Raw genomic sequence first — 16,555 nt, forward strand, 5'->3', positions numbered from 1 at the left:
GTCAGCGGCCTCCCGCACGCCGGTCGACGCGTCGATACAACGCGTACAACGACAGCGACATCAGCAGCATCACGACCGAGCCCGCCGCCGCGGTGGGCAGATCGAGATCGACGGTCGCGGCGCTGTAGATGGCGATCGGCAGCGTGATCAGATGTGCGCTGCCGAGCACGAGCAGAATGCCGAACTCGTTCAGCGTGAGCAGGAAACACAGGATCGTTCCTGCCGCGATACCCGGCCACGCGAGCGGCAACACGATCTTCATCGCGACCATCCAGCCATCGGCGCCGAGGCTTTTCGCGGCTTCGACCAGACGCATGTCGAGCGTCGCGTACGATGCGAGCGTCGGGCGCACGACGAACGGCGCATAGAACACCACTTCCGCGAGGATCACGCCGCCGATGCCGAAGAGAAAATCGAGCGGCGGCGCATCGAGCGAAAAGAGCCGCTGCAGGCCGATGCTCACCGAACCTTGCGAGCCATAAAGAAAGATCAGCGTGAACGCCACGAGAAACGACGGAAACTCGACGAACAATTCCAGAAAGCGCGTAAGCAGGCGCGCGCCCGCGAACGGCCTGAAGAACAGCATCGACGCGAGCGCGACGCCCAGCAACGACGCGATGCTCGCGCTCGCGACGAGAATGCCGAACGTCGTGCCGATCATGCCGCGCGTTTCCGGATTGCCGAAGAAAGCGCTGTACGCGTGCAGCGTGAAGCCGTCGCGGCCGGTCACGCTCAACATGATGAGCCGCGCGAGCGGATAGACGACGAGCGGTCCGAGCACGCACACGAGAATGAACAGCAGATGCCACTGGCCCTTGCGATGTCGGCGCTGCGCCTGTGCGGCGTGGGCTGCGAATTGCGCGGAGAGATCGGCGTCGCTGATGCGGCCTTCGTCGCGCGCGACGCTGTCAGGAACGAACAAGGACGACATCGTCAGCCTCGAAGCGAAGTGAAACGCGCGCGCCCTTTTCCGGCATGCGTGAATGGCCGCGCTGCGTCGTCACGTGCACGGGCTCGCCGGGCAACGCATCGAGCGCGACCGAAATCGACAGCGCCGCGCCATACCATTCGACGGACGCGATCGTGCCATGCAACGGGCCATCGCCCAGCGGCACGATCGTGAAGCGCTCGGGACGAATGCACGCGAGACGTTCGCGCTCGTCGTGCCGCGCATCGCCGACGGGATACACCACGCGCGGCGGCAGCAGATTCGCCGCACCGAGATAGCGCGCGACGAACGCATCGTTGGGTGCGTCGTACAACTCGCGCGGCGCGCCGAGCTGCGCGATGCGGCCATCGCGCATCAGGAGTGTGCGATCGGAGAGCACGAGCGCATCGTCCTGATCGTGCGTCACGCACACGATCGTCAGATTCGGCAGGCGCTCATGCAGTGCCTTCAGTTCGCTGCGTACGGAGGCGCGCAGATTGGCATCGAGCGCGGAAAGCGGTTCGTCGAGCAGCAATACGTCCGGTTCGATGACGAGCGCACGCGCCAGCGCGACGCGTTGCTGCATGCCGCCGGACAGTTGCGCGGGCATCACGTGACCGGCATCGGAAAGCTGCACGAGCTTGAGCGCATCCGCGACGCGGCGTGTGATTTCGCCCGTACTCAACTTGCGCGCGCGCAGTCCGAACGCAACGTTGTCGAACACCGACAGATGCGGAAAGAGCGCATAGCTCTGAAACAGCAAGCCGAGATTGCGTCGATGCGGCGGTGTGTGCGTGAGATCGCGGCCCGCGATCGACAGCGTGCCGGCGAGCGCATCGGCCTGGACGAAGCCCGCGATGAAACGCAGCAGCGTGGTCTTGCCGCAACCGCTGCGGCCGAGCACGGTGAGGAACTCGCCGCGCTCGATGCGCAGCGTGAGATCGTCGAGCACGGTGCGCTGACCGAAGCGCACCGTCAGGCGATCGATGTGCACGCCCGGCGTCTGCTCGACGCCGAATGCTTCCTTGGGAACGGCGCTCACGTTACGACTTCGGCTTTGCGACTTCCGTCTGCTTGCCCGAATTGCCGATCACTTCGGTCTTCCAGCGCTCGGTCCAGCCGGCCTTCTTCTGCATGACTTCGTTCCAGTCGACCGGAATCAGCTTCACGCCCGAGATCGCCTGCTTGACGGCTTCGCCGTTCTTGCCCGCGAGCGGCACGTCGGTGCGGCCCGGAATGCCGTAGATGTCCGGCACTTTGGATTGCACATCCGACGACATCAGATAGTCGATCAGCTTCTTGCCGGCAGCCTGATTCGGTCCGCCCTTGATGAGGCCGATCGCGTACGGAAGCTGGAACGTGGTCGGCGCTTCGCCGGTCTTGTGCGAGAGGAACAGCGGCTTGATCGAGAGGCCGCCGTTCGCGGCGTCGTCGAGGTCCATTTGAAGGTCGCCGTTGGCGAAGGCGATCTCGTTGCGCGAGAGCAGCACGTCGAGATAGCCCGTGCCTTTCGTGTGGAACTTCGCGCTTTGTTCGAGCGACTTGAGGTAATCGAAGGCCTTGTCCTCGCCCATCAGCGCGGAGGTCAGGATGATGACGGCCATGCCGTCGCCCGCCGTCGCCGGATTCGAATACGCGATCTTGCCCGAGTAGTTCGGATGCAGCAGATCGGCGAAGGTCTTCGGCGCGTTCTTCGTGACTTCGGGGTTGATCGCGAACGAGAAGTAGTTGTTCACGAAGGTGGCCCATGCGCCGTCCTGCGCTTTCGCGATCGCGGGCACGTTCTTGTAGTTCACGCTCTGGTAGGGCTGCAGCAGACTGCCTTGCTGCGCTTGCTGGATGAACGGCGGCAGCGTGACGAGCACGTCGGCTTTGGGCGAATCCTTTTCGATGGTTGCGCGGTTGACCACTTCGCCGCTGCCCGCCGTGACGATGTTGACCTTCACGCCTTCCTTCTTCTCGAAGGCGGGGAGCACGTCCTTGTACAGGTTTTCGAGGCCATCGGCGGTGTAGAGGACGACAGCGTCGGCGGCGTGGGCGGGCATCGCGGCAAGCATCGTGAATGCGGCGGTGAACGCCGGCAGGATGTTGCGCGCGAGGCGGGAAGTGCGGGTCATTTTTTGGGTGTCTCTTCGTCGGGGTGGATGGTCGGGGGCGACCTTCAGCCCTTAAGAATTGCAGAGGTCTGTGACATCGATGTGAATTGGGGTTGTTGTCAGCAAGCGCCATGACCCCAAACCGGCGCAACATATTCTTTCCGCAGCGTAGGCAATCCACGCCAGCTCGTCCGCTAGACTAGAGCGCTTTGCACGAGGCACAGCGATGTACAAAAAAGGCGTGGTAATCGAAATCCAGTTCCCACCCGAGCGGCTGAACGACGCCGCTGGCGACCCTTACTGGATCGATCTCACGCTCGAAGAAGCGAAGCGCCTGCACGCGCAACTATCGCGCCGCTTCGAGGGCGAGGTACGCGCCAATCAACCACTCGACACCTTCACGATCGACTGAGTGCACGGTTAGACAAGACGAGCAAGCACCATCGGCCCGATACTGCGGCATTCCGACTTGCCGCACGCTCCACATGGTTTCGCTTCTCGCCGCGCCCGTATTCGTGTTTCTCGGGTCGACGGGTTTCATCGTCGCGCGGGCGATCACGCCTTACGTCGACCCGAATCTGTATCTGCTCGCGCGCTTCGCCGGCACGACACTGCTGTTTCTCGCGATCGCCGCAATCACGCGCGCGCCCTGGCCGAAAGGCCGCGACATAGCCCGCCATCTGTTCGCCGGCGCGCTGCTGCAAGGCGTCTATCTCGGCGCGGGTTACTGGGCCGTCGCGCAGGGTCTCGGCGCGGGCATCATGGCGCTGCTCGGCGCGCTCCAGCCGCTTCTGACCGCCGCCGTCGCCGCGCGGCTCTTCGGCGAGCGGCTCTCGCCACGCGCGTGGGGCGGCCTCGTGCTCGGCCTCGCCGGCGTGGCGCTCGTGCTCGCGCCGAAAATCGCGGCGAGCGGCGCGCATGCCGGATCGGCATCGGCTGGACATGCGCCGCAATGGATCGTCGTGACGATCGCCGTGCTCGCGGTATTCGCCATCACGGCGGGCACGCTGTATCAGAAGACCTCGCTCGCACGCGCCGATATCCGCAGCGCCAGCGCGTTGCAGAACGCAGGTGCCGCGATCGTCGCACTCGTGCTCGTCTTCGCACTCGGCGAGCATCGCTTCATCGCGTCGACGACGACATGGCTCTCGCTCGCATGGGGCATCGTGATGCTCTCGGGCGTCGCGACGACGCTGCTCGTGTGGATGGTCAGGCGCGGCGACGCATCGCGCGCCACCGCCCTGCTCTTTCTCGCGCCGCCGCTCGCCGCGCTCGAAAGCTATCTCGCGTTCGGTGAGACGCTGGGCGCGGTGCAGCTCGCGGGCTTCGGCGTGGCGCTCGCGGGCGTGCTGCTCGCGCGCTCGAAATAGCGCGTCGGCCGCCAAGGTCAATCGACCGAATCCGCACCCGCCGGAATATGCGCCCGTACTGCCTTGCCCGGACCGGGCGACCACGCGGGCCGCGTCTTTCTATCCGTATCGACGACGACGAGATAGTGGCCCGCCCACGGCGTCGCCTTGCGCGTGGCCTTCAGAATCCACATCGACTGACCTTCGGCTGCGCGCGCCTCGTATTGCGCATCGATGATGCCGTGGTGATCGAAGAACGCGTTGAGCGTCGACGGGATGCGCACGCAGCCCTTCGAATGCCGCATGCCGAGCAACGGCTCCAGCTTCTCGGGATCGGTGGCGTGCATCTGGAAGCGCATCGGCGATTTGCCGCCCTTGCCCCAGCCGCGCTCGCCGTCGGCCCAGCCGAAATCGTAGATGCGCATGTCGCGCGCGCCATAGCCACGAATCTTGAACTCGTTCAAGGTGCCTTCCGCGCGGAAATCCATGTTGCCGGGCACGTGCTGGAACACGCCGAGCGGCGTTACGAAGTGGTCGTAGGTGCCGGGGCGGCCCGTCGATACCGGCGACGCGCCGATCATCGACCACGCATCGCCCGGCTTCGCGCGGAAGTACACGAAGATGGCCTGCACGTTCGCACTGCGATCGACCAGCACGACGAACTCATTGGCGAGATCGCCGTGACCGTCTTCATCGAGCGTATGTTGCAGGAGACGGCCGTAGACCTGCTGATCCGCGGCGGAAACGCCGAGCCGCCGGTCGACCTCCTTCGCAAAGGTCTGCCGCATCGCAAACGCGCCCGCCGGCGCCATATCGGCGCGCTGCGCGAGATTGGGCTCGGGCGACTCCGGCGGCAAGGGCACTTCGGGCGCCTCCGCCTCCGATGCCGCGCTCGCCTCCGACGCCGCACTCGCGGCACTCGCGGCACTCGCGGCACTCGCGGCACTCGCCGCGCTCGCCGCCGATGCTGCGGAAGCCGCCGTCGCTTCCGACGTCGGTGGCGCGGGCATCGGCACCGGCATCGCGGGCAATGCGCGTTCGGGAACCGCGGGCGCGACGGGCATCGCCGTCACGTGGCCCTGCGCGACCGTTGCCGCCTGCTGCGCGTGCACCGCTGCCGTGATCGAAAATAGCGCGCCCGCTGCTGCGCCGACGAGAAACCTTGCGCCAAACGGCGTCTTGTTCGTTCTGTTCTTTCCTGCCTGATGCATCGATTCGATTGATCCGCTTGTGCCTTGTGTCCGGTTCGAACGGCCCGACGCGCGCCTGAATCAGGTGCGCATCGACAAAAAAGCCGGTGCGCACGAGGCACCGGCTTCGCCGCTACATGACGTTCGTCAGAAAAGGATCAGCAAGGTTCGTTCCGGGCAGTCGCGCCACGCGGCGCACACACGCGAAAACGTCAATGCAGGCGGATCGACGCGTCGCCGGAAGCCGAGGCTCGGGCGCGCAGGGGTTCGTCGAGAAAGCGCTGATGACACAGCTTCTGCGCGATCGCCTCGCCGATGTAAGGCGCATCGATCGCGAGCTTCGCGATGGCGTAGGCGTGCGCCGTGCCCGCGCCATGCACTTCGATATCGCTCGCGTACTGGCCGAGCTCGTGCTCGAGAAACCGCCGCACGTCGCGCGCGGCGCAGCGTTGGGGAAAGTTCCAGACGAGCAGGTTCATCGCCGTCACCTTCTTGCGCGCACGCGCGCGGGCTGTGCGCGCTGCTTCACGATGAGGCGCGCCGCAAGCGTGCCGACGACGAAAAGGGACACATAGGCGAACATCATGGCGGCTCCACGGCTAATTTCGAGATAGCTCCATACTAATCCCGTAGACCGCGCGCGTGCTGCGACATTCCGTCTTTTTCAATAGATGTTCTAAATCGGATAGATGCGCTCAGGCAATCGTCAGAAACCGCTGCACGACATGCTGGACAGATTCGGGTAGCGATTGGACCAGTCACCCGCCATCGCGGACTGCGCGTCCTTCAGCGTGATGTCGCCGGTGCAGACGCAGCGCTTCAGATAGACCGCGAGCCGTTCCTTGCGGCGCTGACCCGAGCGCCCTTCCCAGCGGCGCAGATCGAGATTCGCCGGCGAATTGGGCGAGCCGCCGAGCAGCACCGGCATGCGGTGATCGAGCGCATATTCCGACGCGAACGATGCATCGATGCTGCGCTGTTTGAGAAGCCGCTCCTTCTGGCGCATCTGGATCTCGAACGACGGCAGCACGCGATCGACATAGCCCGGCACGCAGATCGTATCGACGATGGTCGTCTGCGTGACCCGCGAATCGAGCCATTCGGCGCGCTGCGCATGCGGCGGCGGCCCTGGCACGAACGCGAGCGTCGCGCAGCAATACGCCAGCATCGCGCGTGCGATCCGGCCGGGGCGGCCCGCGCCTGGCTTCGGTTCCTCGTCGAATCCGTTATCCCTTCGAGTCATGCCTCTGAGTGTTATTCATTGCGGCCGCGGATCGCCGCATGTTTTTGAGATGATCGGAGGTTCAATTAAAACACACGAAACGCGCGATGTACGCAAAGCCCTGCTCGCGAAGCCCGAAGCGCATCATGCCGATGCATCGGATGCCGGCGAAACACACGCGAGCGGCCCGGCGAGCGCGGCGTCGAGCGCTTCGGCCTGCGCGACGAATGCCGCGAACGAGGCCGCGATGTGCGCGTCGTCCTCGCCGTTGCGGTCTTCGTCGACGGCACGCTCGCAGTCGCGCTGCAACGAGACGCACGCGCGCATGAACGGCGCTGCGCCGATCACCGCCGCCGCGCCTTTCATGCGGTGCGCGATATCGCGCAGCTGCGCGTGGTCGCACGCGTCGAAGGCGGCGCGCGCGTCGGCCAGATCCTGCGCATTGGCGGCTTTCAGTGTGTCGACGAGCGTGCCGGCCTGATCCCCGAATCCAGCCAGCAACGCGCGATCGAACACCGGCGCGTCCGGATCGGGAGCGGGTGTGAACACCTGCGCAGGCGCCGTCGACGGGCTTGACACGCGGCCGTCGCGCGTCGCGTCGAGCAAGGCCGCGCGCAGACCGTCGAGATCGAGCGGCTTCACGAGACACGCATTCATGCCCGATGCGACCGCGCGCATCGCCGCGTCGGGTTGCGCGTTCGCCGTCAGGCCGACGATCGGCACGGCGCGCCGCCCCGGCGCGTCCTTCGCCTCGTCTTCGCGGATCGTGCGCGCCAGTTCCTCGCCGCTCATTTCAGGCATCGAGCAGTCGGTGAGAATCACGTCGAACGCGTGCCGCGCGCCGCGCCAGCGCGCAAGTGCGCTCTTGCCGTCGACGGCCAGTTGCGCGCTGCCGCCGAGCAGCCTGATCTGGCCGTCGAGCACGATGCGGTTGGCGGGATGATCGTCGACGACGAGCACGCGCAGCCCCGCGAGCGACCCCGCAAACGCGCCCGCCGGCACGGGCAGCGCATCGTCCGCCATCGCCTCCGCCTCCGGAAAATCGATGCGCACGGTAAAGCGCGTGCCGCGTTCCGGCTCGCTCGACAGCTCGATCGTGCCGCCCATCATCGTGGTGAGCCGCTTGCTGATGGTGAGGCCAAGCCCGGTGCCGCCGACGCTGCGCGCGCGGCCATCGTGCGCCTGCACGAACGGCGTGAACAGCAGCGCCTGCTTCTCCGGCGAGATGCCGATGCCCGTATCGCTCACCGTGAGCGTCACCGCGCGCTTGCCGTCCTGTGGCGGCGCGACCTGACAGGCAAGCGTGACCGCGCCGACATCAGTGAACTTGATTGCGTTCGAGAGCAGATTGCCGACGATCTGCCGCAGGCGCTGGCCATCGGCGAGCAGCCAGGCCGGGCCTTCGTCCGAGCGGCGCTTCACGATCAGCGCGAGGCCCTTCGCGCGCGCGGCCGGCTCGTAGATCGCCGCCACGCCCGCGACCCACGCGTCGATCTCGAGCGGCGCGGGCGCGAGCACGAGACGCTCGGCCTCGATCTTCGCGACATCCAGCAGATCGTCGATCATGCCGAGCAGGTCGCGCGCGGCGCGATGCGCGATGGACAGCGCGCGCTCGGTCGCGACGCGCTCGCCCGGCGCGCGCAGTTCCATTTCGAGCAGACCGAGCACGGCGTTCATCGGCGTGCGGATTTCGTGGCTCATCGTCGCGAGGAAGGTGGATTTCGCGCGGTTTGCCGTTTCCGCCTCTTCCTTCGCGGCGCGCATCGCCCTCTCGGCAGCCATCCGGCGCGTGACCTGCACGCGCATCGTCAGCGCCCAGCCCGCGAGGACGAGCACGAGCGCCGCGCCAAACAGCGCGCCGAGCGCGACTTGCGGACGATGACGCTCCCACAGCATCTCGGGATGCTCGGAGAGCTTCCAGCGCGCGCGGATCGTCTCCAGCTCGGGCGGGGGCAGACTCTCGATCGCGCGATTGAGGATGCCGAGCAGCACCGGTTCGCTCGCCGCGACAGTCAGACTGTGCGGGACCGGCTGCGTCGACAGCACGCCGCTCAGTACGAGCGAGCCGCGATACGCATTGCCCACCGCGTAATTGGCGAGGGCCAGATCGGCGATGGTCGCATCGGCTTCGCCTCTCGCCACGGCCCGGAACTGGCCGTCGAGCGGTCGCGTATGGACGATCCGCACACCGGACGCGTTCTGCTGCAAGAGCTTCTCCAGCAACGAAGAGGGTGGCAGCGCGACGCGCTTGCCCGCGAGCGCGCCGGCGTCGCGCAGCGGCGGCTGATTGGCCGCCGTCACGATCATGAAGATGCCGTCGCCGGTCGGCGCGGAGAGCACGGCGCCGGGCAGCGCCGAGGTCTCGCCCACGCCGTACGGCAAGATGGATGACGCGCCGCTGCGCATGTCGGCCAGGAGTTGCTCGGGCGTGTCGCGCACGCGGGGCTCGAAGCGCAGGCCGGTCACGCGCGCGATCGCATCGAGGATATCGACGGCGATGCCCACCGGCTGACCGCGCGAATCGCGAAAGGTCAACGGCGCGGCTTGTGCGAGCATCGAATAGTGCACCACCGGATGCGTGCGCACCCACGCGAGCTCTTGCGCCGTGAGTTCGATCGGCCGCTCCAGCGTGACGGCGTAGGCGCCCGGATTCCAGCGCGCTCGCGCAAGGAGAACGAAGACCGGCGGCAGCGCCGCGAGCGCGCCGTCGACCCGCTGCCGCAGCGCGTCCGCGCCCGGACGATGCGCCGGGAAGGCGAAGCGGTAGCCCTCGCCGTCGAAGGCCGCGAAATCGGTAACGGTCAGATTCGGCAGGTAGTAGTGGGTGATCGCGAAGGCCGACGTCGTCATGTCGCCGACGAACGCGTCGGCGTCGCCGAGCGACACGGCGAGCAGCGCGGCGATCAGGTCCGGATACACGACCGGCAGCATCGACGGATAAGCGGACTGCAGGCGCGCCGGCGAAGTCTGCGCGTCGATATACGCGAGCCGGTGCGTCGGTGGACGCTTCACGAGCGGCTCGATGTAGATCTGCTTGCTGGGCAGATACTGGTGGCTGTATATGAGCGCGCCGCTGCCGTCTTTTTCATCCCCGCTGTCCGCGCCAGTCGCGCCCGTCGCCATGTCGATGTCGCCGCGCGCGAGCGCCGCCATCAGCGCGGTCCGGTTCGGATAGATACGCCATTGCGTATCGGCGTCGAGCGCGCGAGCCAGCTCATCCACGTAATCGACCGAGATCCCGCGCGGCTTGCTGTCACGCGGGTACGCCATGTCGAGCGGCGGAGCGACGCCCGGCGCCGCGCCGACGACGATGCGCTCCTTCGCGCCCGCCGCCGTCGCACACAGCGCCCAGGTCAGAACGATGACGACGATGCCCATGCACGCGCGCCATTGCACGCGTGCGGCCCGCGCGGCGTCGCCACGATGTCTCGCACGATCGAACAAGCCGCACCCCCGGAGTGAGCGGTACGACTAGTGTCTCAAAAAAGACGGGGGTGCGTATATCGCCTGCGACAGCATGGTCGCGCGCATCGTTGCGGGCTACGAAACGCCGCGCCGTCAGGCGACATCAGGCCGGCACGGACTCCGCCTGCTGCGCGCGCGACCAGACGCGATGCTGGCTCATCGCCTCGATGAAGCTCTTCAGCACCGCTTTCGCGTCGCTACCCACCGCGACGCCTTCCTCGCCGCTCGGCAGATGCGCCGCCGCGAGCACGTCCTCGCCTTCGCCGATCGCGCCGATCGCCTTCAGATGCTTGAAGGATTCGAGCACGAAGTGGCGCGCGTCGCCGGACTCGGAGAGTGCCTTCGCGCTCTCCTTGCCGCCGGCGACGATCACGCCGTCGAACATGATCGAGGGCATGCCGAGAATGGTCGCGTCGGCCTCGATGCCGGGCGCGGGCGAACCGAGCGTCGGCGAGATGACCTTTGCGTGCGCGCCTTCGGCCTTGAGCGCAGCCTGCACGGCCTTGATGCTGGCGGCATCGGCGCCCTTCGCGGCGAGGATCGCGACCTTGCGCGTCTTGATCGAAGGCTTCGTCTTCGCAACGATCGACAAGGCCGGCGACTCCGTCACCGACGACTTGCCGAGTTCCTCGGCGCTCGCGCTTTTCTTCGGCGCGGGCAGCCCGAGGTTATCGGCGACGCGCGCGGCGAGCGTTTCATCGATATTGGCGAGGATGCCGAGCTGACGCTCGCGGATATTCTTGCGCTCGACCTTGGACAGCTCGAACGAATACGCGCCGACGATGTGATCCTGCTCCGGCTCCGTCATGCTGTTCCAGAAGAGCGTCGCCTGCGAGTAGTGATCGGCGAAGGACGGGCTGCGCACGCGGATCTTCGCGCCATCGACGCGCTGCGTGTAGCTTTCGAAGCCGCCGCCCGCCGCGGCCGGCGCGGTTTCCTTCGGCCAGCCGCCGTCGATGGAATTCGGCTCGTAGGACGCCTGCCCCTTGTTGATCGTCTGGCGATGCATCGCGTCGCGCTGGCCGTTGTGCAACGGTGCGAGCGGACGGTTGATCGGAATCTCGTGGAAATTCGGGCCGCCGAGACGGCTGATCTGCGTATCGGTGTACGAAAACAGACGGCCTTGCAACAGCGGATCGTTCGTGAAGTCGATGCCCGGCACGATATGTCCCGGACAGAACGCGACCTGCTCGGTTTCGGCGAAGAAATTGTCCGGATTGCGATTCAGCGTGAGCTTGCCGATCATCTTCAGCGGCACCAGTTCTTCGGGGATGATCTTGGTGGCGTCGAGCAGATCGAAGTCGAACTTGTGTTCGTCTTCTTCCTCGACGATCTGCACGCCGAGTTCCCACTCGGGATAGTCGCCGTTGTCGATCGCTTCCCACAGGTCACGTCGATGATAATCCGCGTCCTTGCCCGCCAGCTTCTGCGCTTCGTCCCACAGCAGGGATGCGGAGCCGATCGTCGGGCGCCAGTGGAATTTCACGAAGCGGCCTTTGCCCTGCGCGTTGATGAAGCGGAAGGTATGGATGCCGAAGCCTTCCATCGTGCGCAGGCTCTTCGGGATGGCGCGGTCGGACATCGCCCATAGCACCATGTGCGCGGATTCGGGCACGAGCGAGACGAAATCCCAGAAGGTGTCGTGCGCGGAGCCGCCTTGCGGCATTTCGTTGTGCGGCTCCGGTTTCACGGCGTGGACGAAGTCGGGGAATTTGATCGCATCCTGAATGAAGAACACGGGCATGTTGTTGCCGACGAGATCGAAGTTGCCTTCTTCCGTGTAGAACTTGACGGCGAAGCCGCGTACGTCGCGGACCGTATCGGCGGAGCCGCGCGAGCCTTGCACGGTCGAGAATCGCACGTAGACGGGTGTTTCCTTCGACGGGTCCTGCAGGAAACCGGCCTTGGTCAGTTCGGCCTGCGATTCGTAGACCTTGAAGACGCCGTGCGCGGCCGAACCGCGCGCGTGGACGATGCGTTCCGGAATGCGCTCGTGGTCGAAGTGCGTGATTTTTTCACGCATGATGAAGTCTTCGAGCAACGACGGACCGCGTTCGCCGGCGCGCAAGCTGTTCTGGTTGTCCGCAATTTTGACGCCGTGATTGGTCGTCAGGGCCTGATTCGTGGCGTCGGTGCGGAAGGTTTCGAGGGCTTCGACTTTCTCGTTCGTATTGCTCTGCGAGGGGGTGCGGGCGACGCCGCTCGACGGCGGTTGCTTCTTCGTTGGCATTTGGGGCTCCGGGGTGGGTTGCGACTTTGCGGTCTTTTGCCGCAATCGATGTACCCGGAGGAAATTTGCTTGGCGTCTGGCGTTGTCGTCGCCCAGGCGCCAAGCAAAAAAACCCTACGCGCCATTCACCGGCGACAACGCTCCCAACTTGTCCGCAGTGACTTTCTGCAACGCAATAATCCGCCCCAACGCCGCATGATTCGCCGTTGCAGCGTCATACATCTTCGCAAGGTCGGCCTTGAGTTGCGTCCTCGACCCGCCGTCGAGATAAACCATATGCCCCGACGGATAAAACGTCGCCGACAGATTCTGCCGCACGGTCTTGTCGATCAGCGGCATTTGCTGCAAGTCGATGATCGTCTGATAGAACGGCGTCACGAAGTCGTACATGCCGTTCGCGGAAAGCACTTTCAGATCGATATTCAACGCCATCACGGCGGCGAGATCGCCCGCCGTATAGAGAATGATGTTGCCCTTCGAATCGACACCCTTCTGCGCGCCCGTCGGGTCCGTATGCTTGAAGTCCCAGTTGAGAAACGCCTGATCGTTCAGATCGGTAAACGACGACGTCGACGTGAACTTCAGCTGCTCGTTGAGATAGCTGTTCCACATCGTCGTGTAGACGCCACTCACCGCCGTCATGGTCGGATCGTTGCCGCCCGAATTCGGATCGATCTTGCCCGCGATGCCCGTCGAAATCGCCGTGACCCGGCCATCATAGGAACCGAGCGATTCGCCCTTCGACTTCAGCAAGGTCGTGAGAAAGAGCGAATTGCCGCGGCTGTCGTAAGCCGCGATGTCGAGGCTCCACGCGAGCAGCGTCGCGCGATCGATGCCCGTGTAGTCGGACAGTTTCTCGACCACTTCGTCGTCCGTTTGTGGAAACTTGCGCAGCGCATTCAGATAGTCGGTGCGCGAAAATTCCGCCACTTCCTCCGCGAAAGTCAAAAGACTGGTTGGCGTCGGATGCACGCCGAGCTTCTTGTGATACCACGCGTCCGCAGCCGCAGTCGGCAATGCGCCGACCGGATTGCCCGCCTGCGCGTAATCGAGGATGGACGACTGCAACGTGACGCCATTCAGGTCGATGCCGTCCTCGTGCAGTTTGTACGCGAGCACGCAACTGCGCGCCGTGCCGTACGATTCGCCAAACAGGAACTTCGGCGAATTCCAGCGGTTGTTCTTCGTCAGATAGCGCTTGATGAACTGCGCGATCGAACCCGCGTCCTGATCGACGCCCCAGAAATCACGGTTCTTGTTCGGCGCGATCGCGGCGGAATAGCCCGTGCCGACCGGATTGATGAAGATCAGGTCGCTGCGATCGAGCAGGCTGTCCGGGTTGTCCTCCATCTGGTACGGCGCGGGCGGCGTGAAGCTCGGCATCGCGGTCTTGATGCGTCGGGGAGCAAAGGAGCCGAGCAACACGAACACCGACGAAGACCCCGGCCCGCCGTTATAGAAGAACGTGAGCGGGCGCGCTTCCTCCTTCGCGCCATCTTTCGTGAACGCGACGTAGAACATCTTCGCGTCCGGCTTCGAACTGCTCGGATCGACCGTCACGAGATGGCCGACCGTCGCCGTATAGGCGATCTTCGCGCCGCCGATCGTCACGCTGTGATGCGTGATGGCCGCGTTCTCGTCGGCCTCGTTCGCGGCGACCGAATCGTCGGGCCCATTGCCGTAGGCGACCGGATCGAAGTATGGCTGGTCCTTCTTCGCCGTCGTGGTCTTCTTCGGCGCTTTCTTCGCGGCGGCCGCCATCGCCGTTTCTTCCGCGTTCTCGGGTTTGCCGCTCGCTGCCAGTGGATCGGAGTTCATCGTCATCGCTCCAGAATCGTCGTCGTGGTTGTTGTTCACTGTTTTACGTCTTGCTGCATCGCTTCAACTCTTCGCGGGCGCGAGCGCGGCCGCGATCTTCGCGCCGTCCGGGCTGCCCATGCCGGTGCACGCATCCCAGCCGGCCGCCGCCGAGAAGCTGCCGTTGTTGCCCTCGGTGATGTCGCGAAACGACGCCTTCGCCTTATAGAGCTTCGGATTGACGAAGCCCGCCGGCGACGCGTTGAGCGCGTTGATACGGGCGATCAGCGCCGCCCACAGCGGCGCGACCGCGCTCGTACCGCCGACTACCGTATCCTCGCCGTCGATCAGCACTTCGTAGCCGGTTTGCGGCGATGCGTCGCCCGCCACATCCGGCACGCCGCGCTTCGCGAGCGCCGCGGTCCTGCCGTTGCGCGTGACCGACAAGCCCTTCTGCCAGACCGGCAACGCGAACGCGCCGGACACGCCGCCACCGCCCGAGCCGCCCTGATCGCCGTCGTTCCACACGACTTCCTTCGCGATGCCCTGCGCCGATGCCGCCAGGCTCGTGCCGCCGCAGCCGAGCACGTACGGACTCGACGCCGGGAAGTCGACATGATCCGCGCCGTCGCCGACGCCATCGGACGAGCCGCTGTCGCCCGATGCCGCGCAGACCGTCACGCCGAGCGCGGCCGCGCTTTGCAGCACGTCGTTGAAGGCGCTCATCGACTGCGCGGACCAGTTCGACTCGGGGCCGCCCCAGCTGATGGATATCACGGAAGGCTTGTTGGTGGAATCGTGCAGCGCGCGATTGACCGCATCGACGAAACCGGCGTCGCTGTTCGGCGCGAAGTACACGGCGATGCGCGCGCCCGGCGCAATGGCGCCCGCGATTTCGATGTCGAGCGTCACCTCGCCGTCCGGGCCGTTCGGATTGCCTGTCGGCGCGTTCTTCGCGTTGTCGACGCCGACCGCCACGACTTGCGGCGCCTTCACGCCGAGCTTCGAGAAATACGCGGAGAGATCGCTGGCGCGATAGCCGCCGCCCAGCTCGATGATCGCGATGCATTGGCCGGCGCCGTCGCCATCGGGGAAATCGTAGAGGCGCGCGAGATCGACCGGCGTGAACGACGCGGGCGTCATGCCGCGCGCGGGCTTGAAGGGCGGACGAAAACGGAAATGCGGACGCGCCTGCGGCTTGCTGTCGAGGCCGAGCACGGCGGTGACGGCGTCGTGCATGTCGTCGGGCACGCTGACCGGCCCCGTGCGCCCGCGATATTCGCCGACGTTGTGATGTTGAAAGCGTTCGAGCTTGACGTCGAAAGCTTTCTGGAATTGTTCGATGGTGCCTTTGAGCACGACGCTGCGCGTCTCGGTTTCGGCGCGCACGACCGTCAGCCCGTACTGTGCGGCGAAGGCCTTGACCTTCGCGACGTCTTCGTCTGATGCGGTATAGCGCTTGTCGAAGTCCGCGCGGGACACGGCTTGCGCGGGCGCGTCACCCGCGTCGACACGCGCCATCAACTGTTTGAAGCCAGCTTCGTCCTTGCGCCGCAGCATCACGATCACTTCGATCTGCTCGGCGGGATCGCAGGCGCCGATGCATTGCGCGCCCTCGGGATGAATCTTGTCGCTGCCGCTGACCGGTTGCTTCGTCATGGTATCGATGCTCCTCGTTGGCCGTGAAGTTCAAAGGTTCTTTGCAGCTTGCACGGCGCACGTCGCTTATCGTCTTATTTTCTGCGCGCGAATGCAATTGCTCGGACCGTTGACGAGAGGATGCAGTTCCGGCGAGACAAAAGCTGTCCCGGTCGTCAAGGCGTCTTCGATGGCGCGGCCTCGTGCGGGCGCTCTTCCTCGTACGACGGACGCACGCCCTGCGGCAGCCACGGCTCGCGATGCTTGACCCAGAGTTCGTAGTCCGGCTCGAAGAGGCCGGTTTCGTCGAAGCCGCCGAGCGGCAGGTCGACTTCATCGCGCGTCGTGAACTCCATGTACGCGACCGATCCGCACACCGGGCAGAAGTGCCTGCGCCCGTCGTCGGAGCTGCGCCAGGTCGAGAGGCTGCCGCTCATCATCACGTCGCCGCGCGCGTACATCGCATAAGCTCCAAAGGCGGAGCCGTGCACTTGCCGGCATGTCATGCAATGACACATGCCGACGCGCTTCGGCTTGCCCGTTGCGCGAAAGCGGAACGCGCCGCAGGCGCATCCGCCTTCATGCACGGTCGTCGCCCCTTCATCGTTCGTTTGAACGTTCATCGATCTCTCCCGTAAAT

13 protein-coding genes are annotated in these 16,555 nt (G+C 65.4%); 2 read left to right on the forward strand and 11 right to left on the reverse strand.

Annotated elements, in window-relative coordinates; all coding sequences use genetic code 11:
* Position 1: 1 nt before the first annotated feature.
* Genes AWB80_RS10530 through phnS form a run of 3 tightly spaced genes read right to left on the reverse strand, consistent with a single transcriptional unit; the run spans position 2 to position 3,045 of the window.
* Positions 2 to 931: a 2-aminoethylphosphonate ABC transporter permease subunit gene (locus AWB80_RS10530; RefSeq protein ID WP_061174572.1), complete on the reverse strand. Its 930-nt coding sequence runs from the start codon at positions 929 to 931 to the stop codon at positions 2 to 4.
* On the reverse strand, positions 909 to 1,970 hold the full coding sequence (phnT, locus tag AWB80_RS10535) for a 2-aminoethylphosphonate ABC transport system ATP-binding subunit PhnT (protein ID WP_087131173.1): 1,062 nt from the start codon (positions 1,968 to 1,970) through the stop codon (positions 909 to 911). The genes AWB80_RS10530 and phnT overlap by 23 nt, the downstream gene beginning before the upstream one ends.
* Position 1,971: 1 nt before the next feature.
* A complete protein-coding gene (phnS, locus tag AWB80_RS10540; RefSeq protein WP_061174574.1) occupies positions 1,972 to 3,045 on the reverse strand; it encodes a 2-aminoethylphosphonate ABC transporter substrate-binding protein in 1,074 nt (357 codons plus the stop codon).
* Between the two features lie 205 nt (positions 3,046 to 3,250).
* On the opposite strand from phnS, the gene AWB80_RS10545 reads away from it, so the two are divergent.
* On the forward strand, positions 3,251 to 3,436 hold the full coding sequence (locus tag AWB80_RS10545) for a hypothetical protein (RefSeq protein ID WP_061174575.1): 186 nt from the start codon (positions 3,251 to 3,253) through the stop codon (positions 3,434 to 3,436).
* Positions 3,437 to 3,509: 73 nt separating this feature from the next.
* The gene (locus tag AWB80_RS10550; RefSeq protein ID WP_061174576.1) at positions 3,510 to 4,394 is read left to right on the forward strand and encodes a DMT family transporter; all 885 of its coding nucleotides are present in this window, start codon (positions 3,510 to 3,512) and stop codon (positions 4,392 to 4,394) included.
* 17 nt (positions 4,395 to 4,411) lie between these two features.
* Here the strand turns inward: AWB80_RS10550 and AWB80_RS10555 are convergent, their stop codons facing one another.
* The 8 genes from AWB80_RS10555 to AWB80_RS10590 all read right to left on the reverse strand — a co-directional run bounded on the left by AWB80_RS10555 (position 4,412) and on the right by AWB80_RS10590 (position 16,538).
* Positions 4,412 to 5,584: a L,D-transpeptidase gene (locus AWB80_RS10555; protein WP_061174577.1), complete on the reverse strand. Its 1,173-nt coding sequence runs from the start codon at positions 5,582 to 5,584 to the stop codon at positions 4,412 to 4,414.
* A gap of 191 nt (positions 5,585 to 5,775) precedes the next feature.
* Positions 5,776 to 6,042, reverse strand: coding sequence for a hypothetical protein (locus AWB80_RS10560; protein ID WP_061174676.1), 267 nt, complete (start codon positions 6,040 to 6,042; stop codon positions 5,776 to 5,778).
* A gap of 227 nt (positions 6,043 to 6,269) precedes the next feature.
* Positions 6,270 to 6,806, reverse strand: coding sequence for a hypothetical protein (locus tag AWB80_RS10565; protein WP_061174578.1), 537 nt, complete (start codon positions 6,804 to 6,806; stop codon positions 6,270 to 6,272).
* A gap of 123 nt (positions 6,807 to 6,929) precedes the next feature.
* Complete coding sequence (locus AWB80_RS10570) at positions 6,930 to 10,163, reverse strand: ATP-binding protein (RefSeq protein WP_061174677.1); 3,234 nt, start codon at positions 10,161 to 10,163, stop codon at positions 6,930 to 6,932.
* 190 nt (positions 10,164 to 10,353) lie between these two features.
* Positions 10,354 to 12,525 (reverse strand): catalase HPII, encoded by a 2,172-nt coding sequence (katE, locus tag AWB80_RS10575; protein ID WP_087131175.1) that lies wholly within the window; start codon positions 12,523 to 12,525, stop codon positions 10,354 to 10,356.
* A gap of 69 nt (positions 12,526 to 12,594) precedes the next feature.
* On the reverse strand, positions 12,595 to 14,304 hold the full coding sequence (locus tag AWB80_RS10580) for a S10 family peptidase (protein WP_061174580.1): 1,710 nt from the start codon (positions 14,302 to 14,304) through the stop codon (positions 12,595 to 12,597).
* Positions 14,305 to 14,361: 57 nt separating this feature from the next.
* Positions 14,362 to 15,936 (reverse strand): S53 family peptidase, encoded by a 1,575-nt coding sequence (locus AWB80_RS10585; protein ID WP_061174581.1) that lies wholly within the window; start codon positions 15,934 to 15,936, stop codon positions 14,362 to 14,364.
* A 155-nt stretch (positions 15,937 to 16,091) separates the two neighbouring features.
* Positions 16,092 to 16,538 carry a GFA family protein gene (locus tag AWB80_RS10590; protein WP_061174582.1) on the reverse strand — a complete coding sequence of 149 codons (447 nt, stop codon included), beginning with the start codon at positions 16,536 to 16,538 and terminating at the stop codon, positions 16,092 to 16,094.
* Positions 16,539 to 16,555: the final 17 nt, after the last annotated feature.

Source organism: Caballeronia pedi, assembly GCF_001544915.2.
Taxonomy (GTDB): Bacteria; Pseudomonadota; Gammaproteobacteria; order Burkholderiales; family Burkholderiaceae; genus Caballeronia; species Caballeronia pedi.

Coding starts and splice junctions, on each gene's coding strand:
- phnS (WP_061174574.1), bottom strand. CDS start 3,045: ATGACCCGCACTTCCCGCCTCGCGCGCAACATCCTGCCGGCGTTCACC.
- AWB80_RS10560 (WP_061174676.1), bottom strand. CDS start 6,042: ATGAACCTGCTCGTCTGGAACTTTCCCCAACGCTGCGCCGCGCGCGAC.
- AWB80_RS10570 (WP_061174677.1), bottom strand. CDS start 10,163: ATGGGCATCGTCGTCATCGTTCTGACCTGGGCGCTGTGTGCGACGGCG.
- AWB80_RS10555 (WP_061174577.1), bottom strand. CDS start 5,584: ATGCATCAGGCAGGAAAGAACAGAACGAACAAGACGCCGTTTGGCGCA.
- AWB80_RS10530 (WP_061174572.1), bottom strand. CDS start 931: ATGTCGTCCTTGTTCGTTCCTGACAGCGTCGCGCGCGACGAAGGCCGC.
- AWB80_RS10550 (WP_061174576.1), top strand. CDS start 3,510: ATGGTTTCGCTTCTCGCCGCGCCCGTATTCGTGTTTCTCGGGTCGACG.
- AWB80_RS10590 (WP_061174582.1), bottom strand. CDS start 16,538: ATGAACGTTCAAACGAACGATGAAGGGGCGACGACCGTGCATGAAGGC.
- AWB80_RS10545 (WP_061174575.1), top strand. CDS start 3,251: ATGTACAAAAAAGGCGTGGTAATCGAAATCCAGTTCCCACCCGAGCGG.
- AWB80_RS10585 (WP_061174581.1), bottom strand. CDS start 15,936: ATGACGAAGCAACCGGTCAGCGGCAGCGACAAGATTCATCCCGAGGGC.
- AWB80_RS10565 (WP_061174578.1), bottom strand. CDS start 6,806: ATGACTCGAAGGGATAACGGATTCGACGAGGAACCGAAGCCAGGCGCG.
- AWB80_RS10580 (WP_061174580.1), bottom strand. CDS start 14,304: ATGACGATGAACTCCGATCCACTGGCAGCGAGCGGCAAACCCGAGAAC.